The 17067-nt window shown below is 48.2% G+C and carries 15 protein-coding genes; 5 read left to right on the forward strand and 10 right to left on the reverse strand.

The genetic code is table 11. The features are described 5' to 3' along the window. Positions 1-36: 36 nt before the first annotated feature. The 8 genes from KQY15_RS11545 to ccoN all read right to left on the reverse strand — a co-directional run bounded on the left by KQY15_RS11545 (position 37) and on the right by ccoN (position 7219). Positions 37-711 (reverse strand): sulfite exporter TauE/SafE family protein, encoded by a 675-nt coding sequence (locus KQY15_RS11545; protein ID WP_217669354.1) that lies wholly within the window; start codon positions 709-711, stop codon positions 37-39. Then, complete coding sequence (gene ccoS / locus KQY15_RS19050) at positions 708-953, reverse strand: cbb3-type cytochrome oxidase assembly protein CcoS (protein WP_254795674.1); 246 nt, start codon at positions 951-953, stop codon at positions 708-710. Before ccoS ends, KQY15_RS11545 begins: the two co-directional genes overlap by 4 nt. A gap of 50 nt (positions 954-1003) precedes the next feature. Next, positions 1004-3412, reverse strand: coding sequence for a heavy metal translocating P-type ATPase (locus KQY15_RS11555; protein ID WP_217669355.1), 2409 nt, complete (start codon positions 3410-3412; stop codon positions 1004-1006). A 41-nt stretch (positions 3413-3453) separates the two neighbouring features. After that, entirely contained in the window at positions 3454-3939 is a 486-nt protein-coding gene (locus KQY15_RS11560; protein WP_217669356.1) for a FixH family protein, read from the reverse strand. A gap of 75 nt (positions 3940-4014) precedes the next feature. After that, positions 4015-4989: a cytochrome-c oxidase, cbb3-type subunit III gene (gene ccoP / locus KQY15_RS11565; protein WP_217669357.1), complete on the reverse strand. Its 975-nt coding sequence runs from the start codon at positions 4987-4989 to the stop codon at positions 4015-4017. Then, positions 4982-5164, reverse strand: coding sequence for a cbb3-type cytochrome oxidase subunit 3 (locus KQY15_RS11570; protein ID WP_217669358.1), 183 nt, complete (start codon positions 5162-5164; stop codon positions 4982-4984). Before KQY15_RS11570 ends, ccoP begins: the two co-directional genes overlap by 8 nt. 5 nt (positions 5165-5169) lie before the next feature. Further along, positions 5170-5778: a cytochrome-c oxidase, cbb3-type subunit II gene (ccoO, locus tag KQY15_RS11575; RefSeq protein ID WP_217669359.1), complete on the reverse strand. Its 609-nt coding sequence runs from the start codon at positions 5776-5778 to the stop codon at positions 5170-5172. Between the two features lie 10 nt (positions 5779-5788). Next, positions 5789-7219 (reverse strand): cytochrome-c oxidase, cbb3-type subunit I, encoded by a 1431-nt coding sequence (gene ccoN / locus KQY15_RS11580; protein ID WP_217669360.1) that lies wholly within the window; start codon positions 7217-7219, stop codon positions 5789-5791. 278 nt (positions 7220-7497) lie between these two features. On the opposite strand from ccoN, the gene KQY15_RS11585 reads away from it, so the two are divergent. Further along, positions 7498-7917, forward strand: a complete 420-nt coding sequence (locus tag KQY15_RS11585; protein ID WP_217669361.1) for a hypothetical protein — start codon at positions 7498-7500, stop codon at positions 7915-7917. A 100-nt stretch (positions 7918-8017) separates the two neighbouring features. Beyond that, on the forward strand, positions 8018-8209 hold the full coding sequence (locus KQY15_RS11590; RefSeq protein WP_217669362.1) for a hypothetical protein: 192 nt from the start codon (positions 8018-8020) through the stop codon (positions 8207-8209). Between the two features lie 14 nt (positions 8210-8223). Here the strand turns inward: KQY15_RS11590 and KQY15_RS11595 are convergent, their stop codons facing one another. Next, on the reverse strand, positions 8224-9120 hold the full coding sequence (locus tag KQY15_RS11595; protein WP_217669363.1) for a D-hexose-6-phosphate mutarotase: 897 nt from the start codon (positions 9118-9120) through the stop codon (positions 8224-8226). A 197-nt stretch (positions 9121-9317) separates the two neighbouring features. Next, a complete protein-coding gene (gene gap / locus KQY15_RS11600) occupies positions 9318-10322 on the reverse strand; it encodes a type I glyceraldehyde-3-phosphate dehydrogenase (protein WP_217669364.1) in 1005 nt (334 codons plus the stop codon). Between the two features lie 209 nt (positions 10323-10531). Here gap and malQ point away from each other — a divergent pair, with 209 nt between their 5' ends. From malQ to glgX, 3 genes are read left to right on the forward strand one after another with little or no spacing between them, the layout of a single operon-like run. Next, positions 10532-12721: a 4-alpha-glucanotransferase gene (malQ, locus tag KQY15_RS11605; RefSeq protein ID WP_217669365.1), complete on the forward strand. Its 2190-nt coding sequence runs from the start codon at positions 10532-10534 to the stop codon at positions 12719-12721. 43 nt (positions 12722-12764) lie between these two features. Further along, positions 12765-14957, forward strand: a complete 2193-nt coding sequence (gene glgB, locus KQY15_RS11610) for a 1,4-alpha-glucan branching protein GlgB (RefSeq protein WP_217669366.1) — start codon at positions 12765-12767, stop codon at positions 14955-14957. Then, entirely contained in the window at positions 14957-17050 is a 2094-nt protein-coding gene (gene glgX / locus KQY15_RS11615) for a glycogen debranching protein GlgX (protein ID WP_217669367.1), read from the forward strand. Before glgB ends, glgX begins: the two co-directional genes overlap by 1 nt. Positions 17051-17067: the final 17 nt, after the last annotated feature.

Here is a 17067-nt window from a genome sequence, read left to right on the forward strand (position 1 = left end):
TGGTTTCCTGATTGTCCCCGAAATAACCGCTACAGCTTAAAAAACTAGTCTTTTTAAAGCAAGGAATATTGTATAAACACCATAAATAGCTAATATTCCCGCCGCGCTATAACGTACGGCTGGCCGGTTTTTAAATTTACTGAGTGTACTGGCCAAACTACCGAATGTCAGCAGTGCGGGCAGGGTGCCCAAGCCAAAAAATAACATAATAAGTGCGCCCTGAATGGCACTGCCGCTGGCCAGACTCCACCCCAGGGTTGAGTAAACCAGGCCGCAGGGCAACCAGCCCCAGCACAAGCCGTACAGGTATGCTTTAGGTAAAGTATCCAGTGGCATAATCTGCTGACTCAGTGGCCGTATCAGGGCCCATAACCGTTGACCACCCCGTTCAAGGACGGTAAGCCCAAACCATAACCGTGCAATATACAATGCCATCAGCAATAGCAACAAACCGGCTATTAACCGCAGCCAAATCAGTGATATGCCTGCCAGTGCCATGGCCTGCATGCCAAAGTAGCCGACCAGTGCGCCAAGTAAGGCGTAGGTGGTTAATCGGCCCAGGCTTAACAATAACTGCATGGCAAATTTCCAGCCAATGCTGCGTTGGGGCATGGCCAGTTGCAGTGCTGCAATGATACCACCACACATCACGATACAATGACTACTGCCCAGAAAACCTATCAGTAGCGCGGCAAACAGGTCTGTTGTCATGACCCTGGTTTATCCTGCTGCTTAGCAGCGGGTTCAGCCTGCTTATCTGGCATAACTGCTGAGCTTTGATTTGTTTTTTTTGATGCCGGGTTGCCGGTTGTTTGCTGTTCATCAAATAAAATGCTGAAACCTTCTTTATCCAGATCTTCAAACTGTTTGCTGCGCACAGCCCAGAAGAAAATAGCCAGGCCCAGCATGACAAATAAAATAGCGATAGGGATCAAGACGTAAATGATACTCATATGATACTCATGATTAAAAAACCGTAATATTGAGGGCTCATATTAAAAACTCATTTTTTCAATAGTCTGAGTGAGTTAGAAACAACCAGTAATGAGCTGAAAGACATTCCCAACACCGCAATATAGGGTGACACCAGGCCGGCGACTGCCAGCGGGATGATTAACAGATTGTAACCCACAGCCCACAGCAAATTTTGCCGGATAATGCCGGAAGCTTGTTTACCAGCAGCAAGTAAGAATGCCAGCAAGCTGATATCCGGCTTTAACAGTACCACATCTGCCTGATTTTTGGATAAGTCAGTACCTGAATCCACCGCTACAGAAATATGAGCCGCGTTAAACCCGGGGCTGTCATTAATACCGTCGCCGAGCATTAACACCTTATGGCCGTCATTAACCAGCGCAGTAATTGCTGCTACTTTATCGGCAGGGCTGCAGCCTTGCTGCATAAAATCTAAGTTAAGGTCGGCGGCAAGCTCTGCAGCCTGACCTGAACTGTCACCGGTTAACATGCCAAGCCGGTAACCCTGCTGCTGTAAATTTCTGATCAGGGTTAACGCATGAGGCCGCAGATTATCGGCCAGCGTGAAGGCAGCCACTAATTGCTGGTCGATAGTCACAAATACATTCGCATTAGCCGCACCGATTTGCTCAGGGTTATTAATCTGACAAAACTCGGCACTGCCGACACGAAGTTGCTGGTCCTGCCAGATGCCGCTGATACCCTGACCAATACTGATGGTGACCTGGCTAATCGCCAAATTCTGTTTTAAGTGGCTGACAAAGGCCCGGGCAATAGGATGTTCAGAGTGCTGCTCCAGGTTTGCGACCACATTTAACAGTTCGTTGTCGGTGATCTGACGGCTAGATACCGGCTGAAAACGTTGAATATTAACAATACTGAAGCGGCCTTCAGTCAGGGTACCGGTTTTATCAAAAATAATATGAGTAAGTTCTGGCAGGGTTTCCAGTGCTTGTGAGTTCTTTACCAGAATACCCAGCCGGTTTAACCGTGACAGCGCGCAGGTTATTGCGGTAGGGGTGGCCAGACTTAATGCGCAGGGGCAGGTTGCCACTAACACTGATAACGTAACCCAGAATGCCCGGTCGGCGTCTAACCAGAAATACCAGAGGGCGAAAGTCGCTGCGGCAATAAGCAAAAGCCGCTCGACGAAATAACGGGCCAGTTGATCGGTTTTTTCCACCAGCCGCGGTTTGTTGTGCAAGGTTTGTTGCTGCAACTGAATGATCTGGCCCAGGCGCGAATGTACCAGAGTACTGCTGACACTAATCGTTAGCAGGCCATCATGATTTATACTGCCTGCCAGCACCATATCGCCCTGCTGCCGGCTGATGGCGGTGTATTCACCGGTCAGCATTGACTCGTCGACAGTGCTGCTACCGCTAAGTACCATACCGTCTGCCGGCAGGGTTTCACCTGGTTTTACCAGAATAATATCACCGGCAACCAGACGACGGGCTGAAACCGCCTGCTGTTGATCATTCTGCAACAATGTAGCCGATACCGGCATGATTTTCAGTAAGTTACTGGTTGCATCCCGCGCCTGCGCCCGGGCCCGGTATTCAAAAAACTTACCCAGTTGCAGCAGGAAGGTAAACATACAGACCGACTCGAAATAGACGTCACCGGTTTGCATAACAGTGGCATAGGCCGATGCAAAAAACGTGTAATAAATTGCCAGGCTCACCGGCACATCCATATTCATTTGTCGTGCTTTAATACTGCGCCAGGCACTGTTAACAAAAGGCAGCGCTGCATAAAGTACTACCGGCAGGGTGAGCAGCATGCTAATCCAGCGCAGATAGCCATGATGCGATTCGTCAATACCGCTGTATTCGCCAAAATACAAGGCAAAGGCCAGCATCATTACCTGCATTGTCATAATGCCAGATACCGCCAGTCGTTTTAAAAAGCGGTTCAGCTCAGCTTTAAACTGATGCTCCATCTGGTCGGCAACAAAGGGACTGGCCTGATAACCCAGCTGGTTAATCTGCAATAACACTTCACTGAGTGCTAATTGCTCAGGCTGCCAGTTAAGTAAGGCTCGCTGGGTGGAGGAGTTAATACTGATTTTATTAACAGCAGGGTGTTTATTCAGGTGCTTTTCAATTAACCAGGCACAGGCAGCGCAGCTCATGCCGCTAATAGCCAGTTCAAGCTCTGCGCCATTCTGATGTTGCTGGCTGATATCGGCCAGCACATCAGCACTGTCATATTGTTGTAAACTGGCGCGCAGCTCAGTTGGGATGAGTTCAGCTTTTGCTGCAGCTTCGGTTCGAAATTTGTAATAGTCGTCCAGGCCACTGGCGATAATAGTCTGGGCTACCGCCTGACAGCCTGCACAGCAAAACAGCTCCGGTTTGCCATTGATGGTTAACTGAAAACGCTCGCCGGTAATAACCGGCTCAAGACAATGAAAACAGCTTAGTGTTGTCAACCGGGCCTCTGCTTTTGTTCAACTAAAAACTGAGTATGTAATTAATAACCGAGCTTAATTTCCTGTGTTGCCGGCAGCTCGAAGGTGGCTCTTAATTTCCATTCATTACTGTTGTCAGTGACATTCAAGCGCCATTTTCCGGTTGGCGTCAGGGGCAGGGTAGCCACATACAGTAGCTCACCACTACGCTGTGCATCCACCGCAAAATCCTGTGCTGCCAGGGTAGGGTGATAAAAATCAAGGTGAATACTGCTGTCCAGCACGGCATTCTCAGTAAACCTCACCACAGCCCGGTTACCGGCAATCAGCACTGTCGCATTTAAATTACGCAATGCCGCTTCACGGTATTTTGCCAATTGTAAATTGATGCTTTTACCGGCTTTATAGTAGTCGTCAATCACCAGATCAGGTTGTTGCTGATTCATCAGAACCACGGCATAAATGGCCCGTAATGCAGTTACTACCGGTATGGCAATGAGGATCCAGGGCCAGACTTGCTTATACCAGGGTTTTGTGTCCTGCTGCATCATTACCTCTATGTTGATAATATTAAGCCCCTTTACGGGGCTTAGTTGCTATTAGCCTGTTTTTGCGTATCTTTATTAACGCAGATCTTCCGGGTTCGACAAACGGTAAACATATGCTGTCAGTATATGTACCTTATCTTCGCCCAACGTATCTTTAAAAGCAGGCATCACTCCATAACGACCTTTTATCAGTGTTTCTTCAATGGCACCAGCTGAGCCACCGTACAACCAGATATTATCAGTCAGGTTAGGCGCACCAAATGGCAGATTGTGGGCAACACTACCTTTACCATCAGCGCCATGACAGGCTGCACATAAACCGAATTTGGCTTTACCGGCGCTGGCATCACGCTCGTTTACTGCACGGCCAGACAAACTAAGAACATAGGCAGTCATTTCCTTAATACCTTGTTCACCAAGCGCTGCTTCCCAACCTGGCATGGCTGCTCTGCGACCATATAGCAGCGTTTCTTTAATCTTGTCCGGGCTGCCACCATACAACCAGTCGTTGTCAGTAAGGTTTGGATAACCACGCTGACCACGGGCATCGGAGCCATGGCATAACGCGCAGTTTTGCAAAAACAGCCGTTGACCAATTTTTAATGCGTCCGGGTCATAGGCCAGATCCAATACGTCACGCTTGGCAAACTGCTGAAAAACCGGGCCGTAGGTTTCTGCCGCAGCTTCCTGTTCAACATCCAGCTGGACGTAACGCCCTTCAGCTTTTGCCTGGGCTACCGCTGCACGCGACTCTTCCAGGTTTTTAATGCCCTGGTTTGAGCTGGTCCAGTTTAAAAAGCCCGGCCAGTTACCTAAACCCGGATAGGCGGCAAGATAAAATACCGACCAGATCAGGGTGCCGTAAAACATGTACGTCCACCACTTTGGCAGTGGGTTATTGACTTCTTTCAGGCCGTCTACTTCATGATCAGTGGTTTCATCTTCCGGCACACCGACATAGTTAGTTAAATTCCAGCGCAGTAAAATAAAGCAGCCAATTAGCACAGGTAAAGTTAAAACAATGATCCAAGCACTCCAGAAGCTACTCATGATCTGACTCCCGTTTGATTTTTTGTTCTTTCGATTCTGGTTCGTCGTCAAATACCAGGTTGGCAGCTTCGTCAAAATCTTTCTTACGTTTTTTACCGTATGCCCAGATAACGAATGCAACAAAGCCAACAAACAGAATCACGGTTAACACGCTATGAACTGTTGCAAATTCCATAATGGTTACTTCAACGCTGTGCCCAGCGATTGCAGATAAGCAATCAAGGCTTCCATTTCAGTTTTACCTTTAACTGCATCAGCAGCGCCGGCAATGTCTTCATCGGTATAAGGCACGCCAAAACCACGGAAGATTTCAAGCTTGCGGGCAGTATATTTCCCATCCAGAACATTAGTGTCCAACCAGGGGAACCCCGGCATATTAGACTGTGGCACTACTGAGCGTGGGTTCATCAAGTGGGCATAATGCCAGTCATCACTATACCGTTCGCCAACCCGGGCCAGGTCAGGGCCTGTGCGCTTAGAACCCCACAAAAAGGGATGTTCCCATACGCTTTCGCCTGCGACAGAGTAGTGACCATAACGCTCAACTTCGGCCCGGAAAGGACGGATCATCTGGCTATGGCAATTAACACAACCTTCCCGGATGTAAATATCCCGGCCTTCCATTTGTAGCGCAGTGTAGGGTTTTAAACCGTCGATCGGCTGTTTGGTTTCTTCCATAAACATCAGCGGTGTAATCTGCACCAGAGTACCGAAGCTGATAGCGATAACGGTAAAAATCCCCAGTAAACCAACACTTTTCTCTATTTTTTCATGATGATTCTTCGACATGACCTGCCCCTTATGCCGTTACTGGCACAGCTTGTGCCACTTCATCTTTACTACGGACAGTTTTGTAAACGTTGTATGCCATAATCAACATACCTGTGACTACAAAAACCCCACCAATAAAGCGCATCAGATAAAATGGCATAGATGCTTCCAGACTTTGCACAAAACTGTAAGTCAGGGTGCCGTCAGTGTTTACCGCGCGCCACATCATGCCCTGCATAATACCTGAGATCCACATGGCCACGATGTACAACACCACGCCAATGGTATGCAACCAGAAGTGGGTGTTGATTAGCTTGGTGCTGTACATACCCACTTTGTTATAAACCACCGGAATAACATGGTACATAGCGCCTATAGAAATCATGGCTACCCAGCCTAAGGCACCAGAATGGACATGGCCGACGGTCCAGTCGGTATAATGAGATAAGGCATTGACCGATTTAATTGCCATCATCGGGCCTTCAAAGGTCGACATACCATAGAAAGATAACGAGACAATTAAAAAGCGCAGAATAGGGTCGGTTTTCAGTTTATGCCAGGCACCTGACAGCGTCATGATGCCGTTAATCATGCCACCCCAGCTGGGTACGAACAGCACAATAGACATGACCATTCCCAACGACTGGGTCCAGTCAGGCAGGGCAGTGTAATGTAAATGGTGCGGTCCAGCCCAGATATAGAGGGCAATCAGGGCCCAGAAGTGAACTATCGACAAGCGGTAAGAATAAACTGGCCGGCCAGCCTGCTTCGGCACAAAATAGTACATCATGCCAAGGAAGCCAGCAGTTAACAGAAAACCCACTGCGTTGTGGCCATACCACCATTGCACCATGGCATCGACTGCACCAGCATAGATAGAATAGGATTTAAACAGATTTAACGGTACTGCCATACTATTAACGATATGCAGGGCTGCTACGGTGATAATAAAACCACCATAGAACCAGTTTGCGACATAAATATGGCTGGTTTTACGTTTTACTAAAGTACCGAAGAACACGATAGCAAAGGAGACCCAGACAATCGTGATCAGTATATCTATTGGCCACTCCAGCTCAGCATACTCTTTACTGCTTTGGCCAATACCAAGCGGCAATGTTATGACTGCGGCAACAATAACCGTTTGCCAACCCCAGAAGGTAAACATCGCCAGTTTTTCAGCAAATAACCGGGTTTGACAGGTTCGCTGTACCACGTAATAACAGGTAGCAAACAAGGCACTGGTACCAAACGCAAATATCACCGCGTTGGTATGAAGTGGCCGTAAACGACTGTACGTTAGCCACGGAATATCAAAGTTTAATGCCGGCCAGTAAAGCTGGGCTGCGAGTAATACGCCCACCACCATGCCAACAATACCCCATAAAACGGTAGTAATGGCAAAGTGGCGGACAACGCTATAGTTGTATTCAACATTTAACGGTTTGGTCTGGCTCATGTTGAGTTCCGCTGCAGTTATGCTGGTTACTAAAATCCACCTTAAGGTGGCCCTATTGTTATAAAGTGGGCAACTAACAAGATGTTAACTTTGCGGTTGCGGCCACTGAATTTTGGGCGAAATGATACGAGTTTTGACTTTTAAAAGATAGGTAAACTCACCCATTTTATGACGTAGAACAAAGTCTCTGCACAATAAGTAGCCAATTGTAGTCACAATTTAGCCCTTTTGCAGAAAAGCCGGTAAAATGTGTGTTTTCACGCCGCCCAAAGTTGCCCATGCAAAACAGTATTATTTGTCATGTATGCCTGCTGATGTTTTTGCTAGTGTTAGCGGCGTGCCAGCCACAACGAGCCGATCACAGTACCAGGGTGTTTACTCAGGGCCCGGACATATCCCTTGGTTTGACGCCGGGAACAGTTCCGGTAGAAACACCGTTGCGTCTTCAGTTGGTCAGCCGGCAGCCAATAAGCAATATTACGGCTGACGTTACCGGCGTTAGTATGTACATGGGGGTTGTCCCGTTGCGCTTTCAAAAGCTAAGTACGCCAGACAGTGGTGGTGCAGAGCAATGGCAGGCAGAGTTTTTACTGGGTGCCTGTAGCGATCCAGCCATGTTATGGCAACTGAACGTGACAGTACAGTTCGCAGATGGCAGAAAACTTTCGTTAAAAGAGCAGTTTAATTCAAGCTGGTAAAAAGCGGTTTTTAATGCTTGTCAGCTGGCTAAAATTTGTTCAGTATAGGCAGGCGAAAAAGACAGAAGATACAACTAAAACTAATCTGAGGTTACCTGAAATGACCAGTGATTTTGTCCGTAATATCCATTTGGCTACCGCTCAGCAACTTCGGGATCAAGGTGCTGATTTAACAGTTATTTTAGAGCATTTTGATAGCGTTTTTTTACCTCAGGAAGAGTTTCCGGAGTTACTGGATCAGCTGGGTTACCCACAACAGGATCTGAAGCAATTTCTGCAGGGCCAGCTTTAGGGCGAAAGCTGATGTCACTGCCGGGCCCGGATTGTTTGTAACAGATGTAACTCGTTGGCAGTAGTGACGTCAAGCCTGGCTGTTTCCGCGCAAACAAATTCAGTAAAGCCGCAATCTGCCATATCGGGCAGATCGCGGCTTTTTTGTTGGCCTGGATTCCAGATAACACTGGCATCATGGCCATTTTGTATAACAGTTAACTGTTTTTGCTGATCTATCAGTTGCAACTGGCTACTGGTGTTATAGTAAATCCGGTCGGTTTCACCGTTAAAACCTGTTTCGTTGCTGGCAGATATCTGCATAACATTCGCCACTTTATCAAAGTAATGCTCGCTTAAACCTTTAACCCTGGCCTGCTGCAGATCAGATACCCGAAAATAGCTATGAAGCGCTGCCTGTTGATAAAGCGAAGTGTCACACTTAAGTTGTATTGTCAGTTCGCTGTCACTCAGTAGCAGGTTTAGTAAAAGCTTCATGGGCTTCGATATTGTGTTACCCGTTGCGCTAATTACAGCAGAATCGGCTGGCCATAACGCCGGTGGTATATCAGTAACAGTAATGCTTAAAGTCACGCTAACGCTGTCAGCACTAACCCGGCTGTCGGCAAGCTGCCAAAACCGGTTACGTACCAGGCCATGGTTAGGCAATGATTGGTGCTGCTTTATTTTATCGTCAGCAGGGCCAAACCACGGCCAGCAAACCGGTACGCCGCCGCGAATTGCTGCGCCGTTATGCCATTGTGCTTTGTCAGATAACCACAATACTTCATTGCCAGCTGTCGGCTGATAGGACAATAACTGGCCCCCATATAATGAAATCACCGCCCTGGCTTGCCCGCACTGCAATTTCAGACAGGGCAAATCGCCAAGCTGGCCAAAACCGGTAATCGTACTGATGCTTTGTTGTGGCATAAAAAGTCCTTCAAATGCAGATAAACTTGCCGATAGCATAGCGGAGTAGGTGTTCTTTCGAAACAGCGGCATGGATACCGCGCAGGCTGAAACAGCACAGGGATGTGCTGTTGAAGGCGGTGCAGAAAGAATTTTCTGCTCTGCTATGTTAAGCAGAGCAGCGATAAAGCCTGCTTTAAAAACGGTACTTTATGGTTTTACTTCATCAGCTCAACCACGTTATCCAGCATCCGGTTACTAAAGCCCCATTCATTGTCATACCACGACATGACTTTGACCAGGCGGCCATTTACCCGGGTTTCAGTAGCATCAAAAATGGATGACATTGGGTTGTGGTTAAAATCAACTGATACCAGTGGCAAATCGTTGACTGCCAGTACCTGGTTCATCGGGCTAGTTGCGGCCGCTGCACGGATGATGTCATTCACTTCTTCTATGCTGGTTTCACGGCCGGCGATAAAGGTCAAATCAACCAGCGACACATTTAAGGTTGGAACGCGCACTGCCAGACCATCAAACTTGCCTTTCAGCTCAGGAACCACCAGGCCAACTGCCGCCGCTGCCCCGGTTTTTGTGGGGATCATCGACATTGCCGCAGCTCTGGCCCGGCGTACATCAGTATGATAGACATCACTTAAGCGTTGATCATTGGTGTAGGCATGAATTGTGGTCATTAAACCAGATTCAATACCAAGCGAGTCTGACAGCGGTTTGGCAATCGGTGCCAGACAGTTTGTAGTACAGGACGCGTTTGAAATAATGGTCATCTGTGGCGTAATAACCTGATGGTTAACGCCATATACTACCGTGGCATCGACATCTTTGCCTGGCGCTGAAATAATGACTTTTTTTGCACCGGCGGTTAAATGGGCGCCTGCTGTTTTGCGATCGGTAAATAAGCCGGTACACTCTAATACAACGTCCACCTTTAAATCGGCCCACGGCAAATCAGCCGGGTTACGGATGCTCAGGGTTTTAATCTGGTCGTCGTTAACGTAAATAGCTTCATCGTTGTGGCTGACGCTGGCAGCGAAAATACCATGCGCTGTGTCATACTTCAGCAGGTGTGCATTAATAGCCGCGTCGCCTAAATCGTTAATGGCAACAATTTTAATATCGTAATTTTTGCTGCTTTCATATAAAGCACGTAATACATTGCGGCCGATACGACCAAAGCCATTAATTGCAACCCGAATAGACATAGTGACTCCAGAGTTAGTTTTAGAAAATAAGGCTGAAAACGTATTCAGCAAATAATATGTAGTAAAATTACATTAATGCTGGCATTTTTCAAGTTTAAAACGGCAATAAATTGCTTTTATGTAATTTAATAACGTAAATTGATTTGGCAGTTTGGTAGCATAAAGTAGTAAAGTAATGCCAAGCTGCTGTTTATAATAAGGATTAAATAATGGATGCCGCGTTGCTGGCCGAACTGGTTGCATTTTCCGGAATAGAAACCGAATTTAATGATGCCTGGGGTAAACCTACTCAGGTTGCCAGCGCTGACCAGCTGGCACTGCTGGCTGCTCAGGGCTTTAATATAGCAGATGATGCTGCTGCCAGGGCCGAGCTTACCGAGCGCCAACTGGATTTCTGGCAGCAAATTCTGGCGCCGGTGTCTGTGCAACTGCTGGGTGAGCCCCTGACGTTTGAGTTGCAGGTTCCTCTGGCACTGGCAAACAGCCGTTTTGACTTTACATTACAAACAGAGCAGGGGGCCTGCTATCAATTCAGCACCGAGCCCGTTGCCGGCGAACTGGTGCAGGTTGCTATTATTGAAGATGAAGAATACCAGCAGTATCAGCATAGTCTGGATTATCCGCTGGACCCTGGTTATCACCAGCTAACCCTCAGCTGTAGTGAAACCGGTTTTAGTTTTGAGCAAAGGTTGATTGTCAGCCCCGGCAAATGTTACCAGCCAGAGCAGTTTAATCAACAAAAGCAGTGGGGCGTATCGGTGCAACTGTATGGGCTGCGTTCTGCACGAAACTGGGGCATCGGAGACTTTAGCGACTTAAGTACCCTGGTTTCTTATCTGGCTGTTCATGGCGCTGACTTTATTGGCTTAAACCCTATTCACGCTCTTTATCCTGCCATGCCGGAAAGTGCCAGCCCGTATAGCCCATCGTCACGGCGCTGGCTAAATATTATTTATATTGATGTTTGTGCAATGCCGGGTTACCAGCAATGTAGTAACACCCAGCGCTTGGTTACTGCCCCGGCCTTTGTTACATCGGTTAACGAGCAGCGCAGCCGTGACTGGGTTGATTACAGTGGCGTATTACAGCTGAAACTGCCGGTGATGCACAGTTTGTATCAATGGTTTGTACAGCACTGTGGTAACGAAGCGCATTTAGCGGCTGAGTTTGCTGAGTTTAAACAGCAAGGTGGTGCAAGTTTGCAGCAACTTGCCCTTTACGATGCCTTGCATGCCTTTTTGATTAAGCAGGACCGTAATTACTGGGGCTGGCCAAACTGGCCAGAGCAATACCGCGACCCTGAAAGTGATGCCGTGCAACAGTTTGCCAGGGATCATCAGCAACAACTGGATTTCTATTGTTATCTGCAATTTATCGCATCGCAGCAGCTTAAAGCCGTGCAGCAACAGGCGAAAACTGCCGGCATGTTATTGGGCTTGTATCGTGATTTAGCCGTAGGCGTCAGTGAGGCGTCCACTGAAATATGGGGTAACGGCGACTTATATTGTCGTGATGCCAGCGTTGGTGCACCGCCTGATCCGCTTGGGCCTGCGGGTCAGAACTGGGGCTTGCCGCCAATGCAGCCTTATCAGTTATTCAGCCAGGCGTATCAGCCAATGATTGAACTGTTTCGCAGTAATATGCAGGATGCCGGTGCCCTCAGGATCGACCATGTAATGGCATTGCTGCGGTTATGGTGGGTGCCAAAAACCGCAGCAAACGCAGGTGGCGGCGCTTATGTCTATTACCCGATTATGGATTTGCTGGGCATTCTGGCACTGGAAAGTCAGCGCCAGGGGGCAGTCATTATCGGTGAAGACTTAGGTACGGTACCCGATGGCATTCGCGAGTTGTTAGCAGACTATGGCATATATTCATACCGGGTATTCTTTTTTGAGACTGCTGCCGATGGCGGTTATATTTCACCTGCTCATTACCCGGTGCAGGCAATGGCAACCCTGAGTACCCACGACTTACCGACCTTAATTGGTTTCTGGCATTGTGACGATTTGAAACTTGGTCAGCAATTAGGGCTATATCAGGACGAGCAGCAGCTGCAGGGTTTATATCAGCAGCGCCATGCCAACAAGCAGCAAATTCTCGATTCGCTGCACGGCCATGGCATCTTGCCCGCTGACTACCCCCGAGCGGTAGATAGCCTTGGCATGGATCGTACCCTAAACTATGCACTGCAACGCCACCTGGCTGCCGGCAGCAGTCAGCTATTATGTCTGCAGCTTGAGGACTGGCTGGAAATGACCCAGCCGGTGAATGTACCCGGAACCAGTGATGAGTATCCAAACTGGCGGCGTAAATTAAGCCGTGAGCTGGAGCAATGGACTACTGAGCCGCATATTGAGCGGTTACTGACAGAGCTAACGAAAGCACGGGCCAGCTAATACGCTGCGCGGCTATTTAATTAATAATAAAAGGGCAGATACTATGACATTAGCGCAATTACAACAGGCAAATTGTGCCCATCCTTTTGCTGTGCTGGGATGGCAGACCAACAGCTACAGTGCCAAAGGTAGCGGTTTGCTGTTACGGGCTTATTTGCCGCATGCGCTGACAGTTGAAGCTTTTGAATTAAAAAGTGGTAAAAGCCTCGGTAACTTAACGGCTCATCCTGAATATGCTGGCGTGTATGAACTTGTACTGGCCCGCAAACGCAAAGCCAGTGCCTATTATTTGCAAGTGACTGACCCGCATACTACTTATCGTTGCATCGACCCGTATCAGTTCCGTGAACAGGCTTTTTATGCGGTACACCACGTTAACAGCCAGCCAGAGAACCTGTATCGCCAGCTGGGCGCGCAGATCATCAGCCTTGATGTCGACGGCAAGCCATTAACCGCAACCCGCTTTGCGGTGTATGCACCGGCCGCCAGCAGCGTTAGTTTAGTGGGTGATATGAATGGCTGGGATGGTCGCTGTCACCCAATGGAGCGCACAGATTGCGGCCATTGGGTACTGGTGTTACCTGAAGTCACAAGCGGAATACGTTATAAATTTGAAATTAAAGACAGAGACGGCCACTTGCTGCCCCATAAAGCTGACCCGATGGCATTTTATGCTGAACAGTACCCGTCACATGCTTCTCTGGTGTATGACCACAATAGCTATCAGTGGCAGGATAAAAGCTGGCGCGAAAGATCGCCGGTCAACCCTTATCAGAGCGCCATCAGCATTTATGAGCTGCACATTGGTAGCTGGCGGCGAAAAGATGATAACCAGCCACTCAACTATGCTGAGCTGGCTGAACAGTTAATTCCTTACATTAAAGACATGGGTTACAGCCATATTGAATTGCTGCCGGTAATGGAACACCCCTTTGATGGTTCCTGGGGCTATCAGCCGCTGGGCTTATTTGCGCCAACTTCGCGGTTTGGCAGCCCGGATCAGTTTAAAGCCTTTGTTGATGCCTGCCATCAGGCCGGCATTGGCGTTATTCTGGACTGGGTACCGGCGCATTTTCCTGAAGACGGCCACGGCTTAGCCCGGTTTGATGGCAGCCATTTATACGAATATGCCGATCCGCGTCGCGGTTGGCATCCTGACTGGAATTCCTGCATTTACGATTATGGCAAAGATTATGTCCGGCAGTTCTTAGTCGCCAGTGCCTTGTACTGGTTGGAACATTATCATATTGACGGCATCCGGGTTGATGCTGTGGCTTCGATGCTGTACTGGGATTACTCAAGAAATGAGGGCGAGTGGGTACCTAATATCGACGGGGGCAATCATAATTATGAAGCGATCAGTTTATTCAAGTGGCTGAACAGCGAAGTGTATGGCAAGTTTCCTCAGGCGATGACTATCGCTGAAGAGTCAACGTCATTTCCGCAAGTTTCGCGGCCAGTCGACAGTGGTGGCCTGGGTTTTGGTTTTAAATGGAACATGGGCTGGATGAATGACAGCCTGCGTTATATCAGCAAAGATCCGTCTTACCGCAAATATCATCATAGTGATTTAACCTTCTCTATGGTGTACGCCTATAACGAAAATTTTATTCTGCCGTTATCTCACGATGAAGTTGTGCATGGTAAAGGCAGTTTAATTAATAAGATGCCGGGTGACGAATGGCAACAGGCCGCCAATTTGCGGGCTTATATTGCGTTTATGTTTGCTCATCCGGGTAAAAAGCTGAATTTTATGGGCAACGAGTTTGGCCAAAGCCATGAGTGGCGCCATACCCAAAGCCTGGACTGGCATTTACTGGCCTATCCCAAGCATCAGGGTATTCAGCAGCTTTATCGTGATTTAAACCACAGTTATCAGCACTGTAAGCCATTACATGAGCTGGATTATCAGCAATCGGGTTTTAGCTGGCTGGATCATAACGACGCTGAGCAAAGTACCCTGAGCTTTATCCGCCGCGACAGTGCCGGCAACGTCATTTATATTGTTGCCAATTTTACGCCGGTGCCGCGCGATAATTTTATGCTCGGGGTAGAGCAAAGCGGTGAATATGAGGTTATTGTTAATACTGACAGTGAGTATTACTGGGGCGGCAATTATGCCGTGGGTAGCTATTTACCGGCGCAGCAGCGTAGCTGTCATGGCAAAAACTATGCTATCAGCTTAAACCTGCCAGCGTTGGCCTGTTTGTATCTGCGGAAAAAGGACAATGATTAATGCCTGACAAAACCGCCGGCAAAACGGCGTTATTATCTGTAACGCACGGCAGCAGTTATCCGTTGGGGCCGTCAAAAGTGGCGGAAAATTGCTGGAATTTTGCGGTTTTTGCGCCCGATGCATCGGCGCTGACATTATGTTTATATCAGCCTGATACCGAAGAAGAGCTGGCTGAACTGCCGTTTATCGCCCGAACCGGTAATATATGGCATGTGCAAATCAGTGATGTCAGCGATGGCAGCCTGTATGCGTTAAAAGCGGATGGACCAGCAAACAGCAGTGCAGGTTTACGCTTTGACAATAACCGGGTACTTATTGACCCCTACGCCCGGAAACTTAACCGGGCGCAGGTGTGGCAAAGTGAGCAATATCAGCAAAAAAGCCATCTGGCATTAGCTAAAGGGGTGCTGGATCCGGCGGCCTTCAACTGGCCCGGTGCAGCATTTGACTGGCAAAAAAGCATTAAACCCAGAATAGCCCGTGAAAAAACCGTAATTTATGAGGCGCATGTTAAGGGCCTTACCATGTTGCACCCGGATGTGCCGGCTGCACTTCGCGGTACCTATCTGGGTTTGTGTCATGCCAGTATTATTAACCATTTAAAGCAGTTAGGTATTACTACGGTGCAACTGCTGCCGGTAGCCGCTTTTATGGCGGAGCCAAGGTTAACGGCGCTGGGCCTGACTAATTACTGGGGCTATAACCCGGTGAATTTTTTTGCACCAGATCCGCGTTATCAGTTGGAAGATGCGGTTAGCGAATTTAAGCAAATGGTGCGTACCTTACACCAGCATGGCATTGAGGTTATTCTGGACGTGGTGTTTAATCACAGTGCCGAAGCAGGGGACGATGGTCCGGTACTAAGCTTTCGTGGTCTTGCCGACCGGCATTATTACTTATTTCACAGCCACGCCGATATGATTGACTACCAGAACTATTGCAATTTCACCGGTTGCGGTAACACCCTGAATATTGCCAATCCGGCGACCCAGCAATTGGTGATGGACGCGCTCCGCTACTGGGTAACTGAAATGCAGGTTGATGGTTTCCGTTTTGATTTAGCGGTGACCCTGGGCCGCGAGCATAAACGGTTTAACCCTTATGCCAGCTTTTTCCAGATCATTGCCCAGGATCCGGTATTATCGCAGGCTAAGCTGATTGCTGAGCCATGGGATGTCGGGCCTTTTGGCTATCATCTGGGCCAGTTTCCTGCCAACTGGTCTGAATTAAATGATAAATGCCGTGATACCTTCAGAGCATTCTGGCGCGGTGACAAAGGGGTGTTAGCAGACTTTGCCACCCGTTTGCTTGGTTCGCGTGATATCTTCCAGAAGCATCACAAACCAGCCAGTTGCAGTGTAAATTTCCTGACTTATCACGATGGTTTTACGCTGGAGGATGTTGTCAGCTACAACGATAAGCACAACTGGCAAAACGGTGAGCAGAACCGGGATGGTCACAGCCATAATTTAAGCACAAACCATGGCGTGGAAGGGCCGGCCGATGATCCGCATATTATTGCCAGCCGGTATCTGCATAAACGTAATCTGGCGGCGACCTTGCTGCTTAGCCAGGGCATGATCCACTGGCTGGGAGGAGATGAACTAAGCCATACTCAGGCTGGCAATAACAACGCCTACTGTCAGGATAACCCGATAAGCTGGCTGAACTGGCAGTTAGACGGTCAGCAGCAAAAGTTTCTGCAATTTGTACGTCAGCTGCTTACATTACGCAAAAAGTTTAGTTGCTTACAGCAAATATCGTTGCAGGATGACCAATACCAGTTGCACGGCGATAAGCATAAAGTATGCTGGTTTCTGGCTGACGGTACAGAAAAACAACAACACGACTGGCATGATCCGGAGCGGGCAATTTGTATTTTCAGAATCACAAACCGGCAAACTGGCAAGGCATTATTGTTTGTGTTTAATGGTGCCATGCAGCCGGTAGCATTAAATCTGCCTGATCAGTCTGAGGGTGCCGGCTGGCAGCTGGTGTTTGATACGGCAGTCAATGACGGCTTACTGAATAATGACAGCAACATTGTGACCGACTATTTACAGGCTGCACATAGTATTTCGGTCTGGCATTAAGTAACTATCTGAAATGG

This window comes from Arsukibacterium indicum (assembly GCF_019100565.1).
In the GTDB taxonomy this organism is placed as follows: Bacteria; Pseudomonadota; Gammaproteobacteria; order Enterobacterales; family Alteromonadaceae; genus Alishewanella; species Alishewanella indicum.

Coding starts and splice junctions, on each gene's coding strand:
- KQY15_RS11545 (WP_217669354.1), bottom strand. CDS start 711: ATGACAACAGACCTGTTTGCCGCGCTACTGATAGGTTTTCTGGGCAGT.
- ccoS (WP_254795674.1), bottom strand. CDS start 953: ATGAGTATCATTTACGTCTTGATCCCTATCGCTATTTTATTTGTCATG.
- KQY15_RS11560 (WP_217669356.1), bottom strand. CDS start 3,939: ATGCAGCAGGACACAAAACCCTGGTATAAGCAAGTCTGGCCCTGGATC.
- ccoP (WP_217669357.1), bottom strand. CDS start 4,989: ATGAGTAGCTTCTGGAGTGCTTGGATCATTGTTTTAACTTTACCTGTG.
- KQY15_RS11570 (WP_217669358.1), bottom strand. CDS start 5,164: ATGGAATTTGCAACAGTTCATAGCGTGTTAACCGTGATTCTGTTTGTT.
- ccoO (WP_217669359.1), bottom strand. CDS start 5,778: ATGTCGAAGAATCATCATGAAAAAATAGAGAAAAGTGTTGGTTTACTG.
- ccoN (WP_217669360.1), bottom strand. CDS start 7,219: ATGAGCCAGACCAAACCGTTAAATGTTGAATACAACTATAGCGTTGTC.
- KQY15_RS11585 (WP_217669361.1), top strand. CDS start 7,498: ATGCAAAACAGTATTATTTGTCATGTATGCCTGCTGATGTTTTTGCTA.
- KQY15_RS11590 (WP_217669362.1), top strand. CDS start 8,018: ATGACCAGTGATTTTGTCCGTAATATCCATTTGGCTACCGCTCAGCAA.
- KQY15_RS11595 (WP_217669363.1), bottom strand. CDS start 9,120: ATGCCACAACAAAGCATCAGTACGATTACCGGTTTTGGCCAGCTTGGC.
- gap (WP_217669364.1), bottom strand. CDS start 10,322: ATGTCTATTCGGGTTGCAATTAATGGCTTTGGTCGTATCGGCCGCAAT.
- malQ (WP_217669365.1), top strand. CDS start 10,532: ATGGATGCCGCGTTGCTGGCCGAACTGGTTGCATTTTCCGGAATAGAA.
- glgB (WP_217669366.1), top strand. CDS start 12,765: ATGACATTAGCGCAATTACAACAGGCAAATTGTGCCCATCCTTTTGCT.
- glgX (WP_217669367.1), top strand. CDS start 14,957: ATGCCTGACAAAACCGCCGGCAAAACGGCGTTATTATCTGTAACGCAC.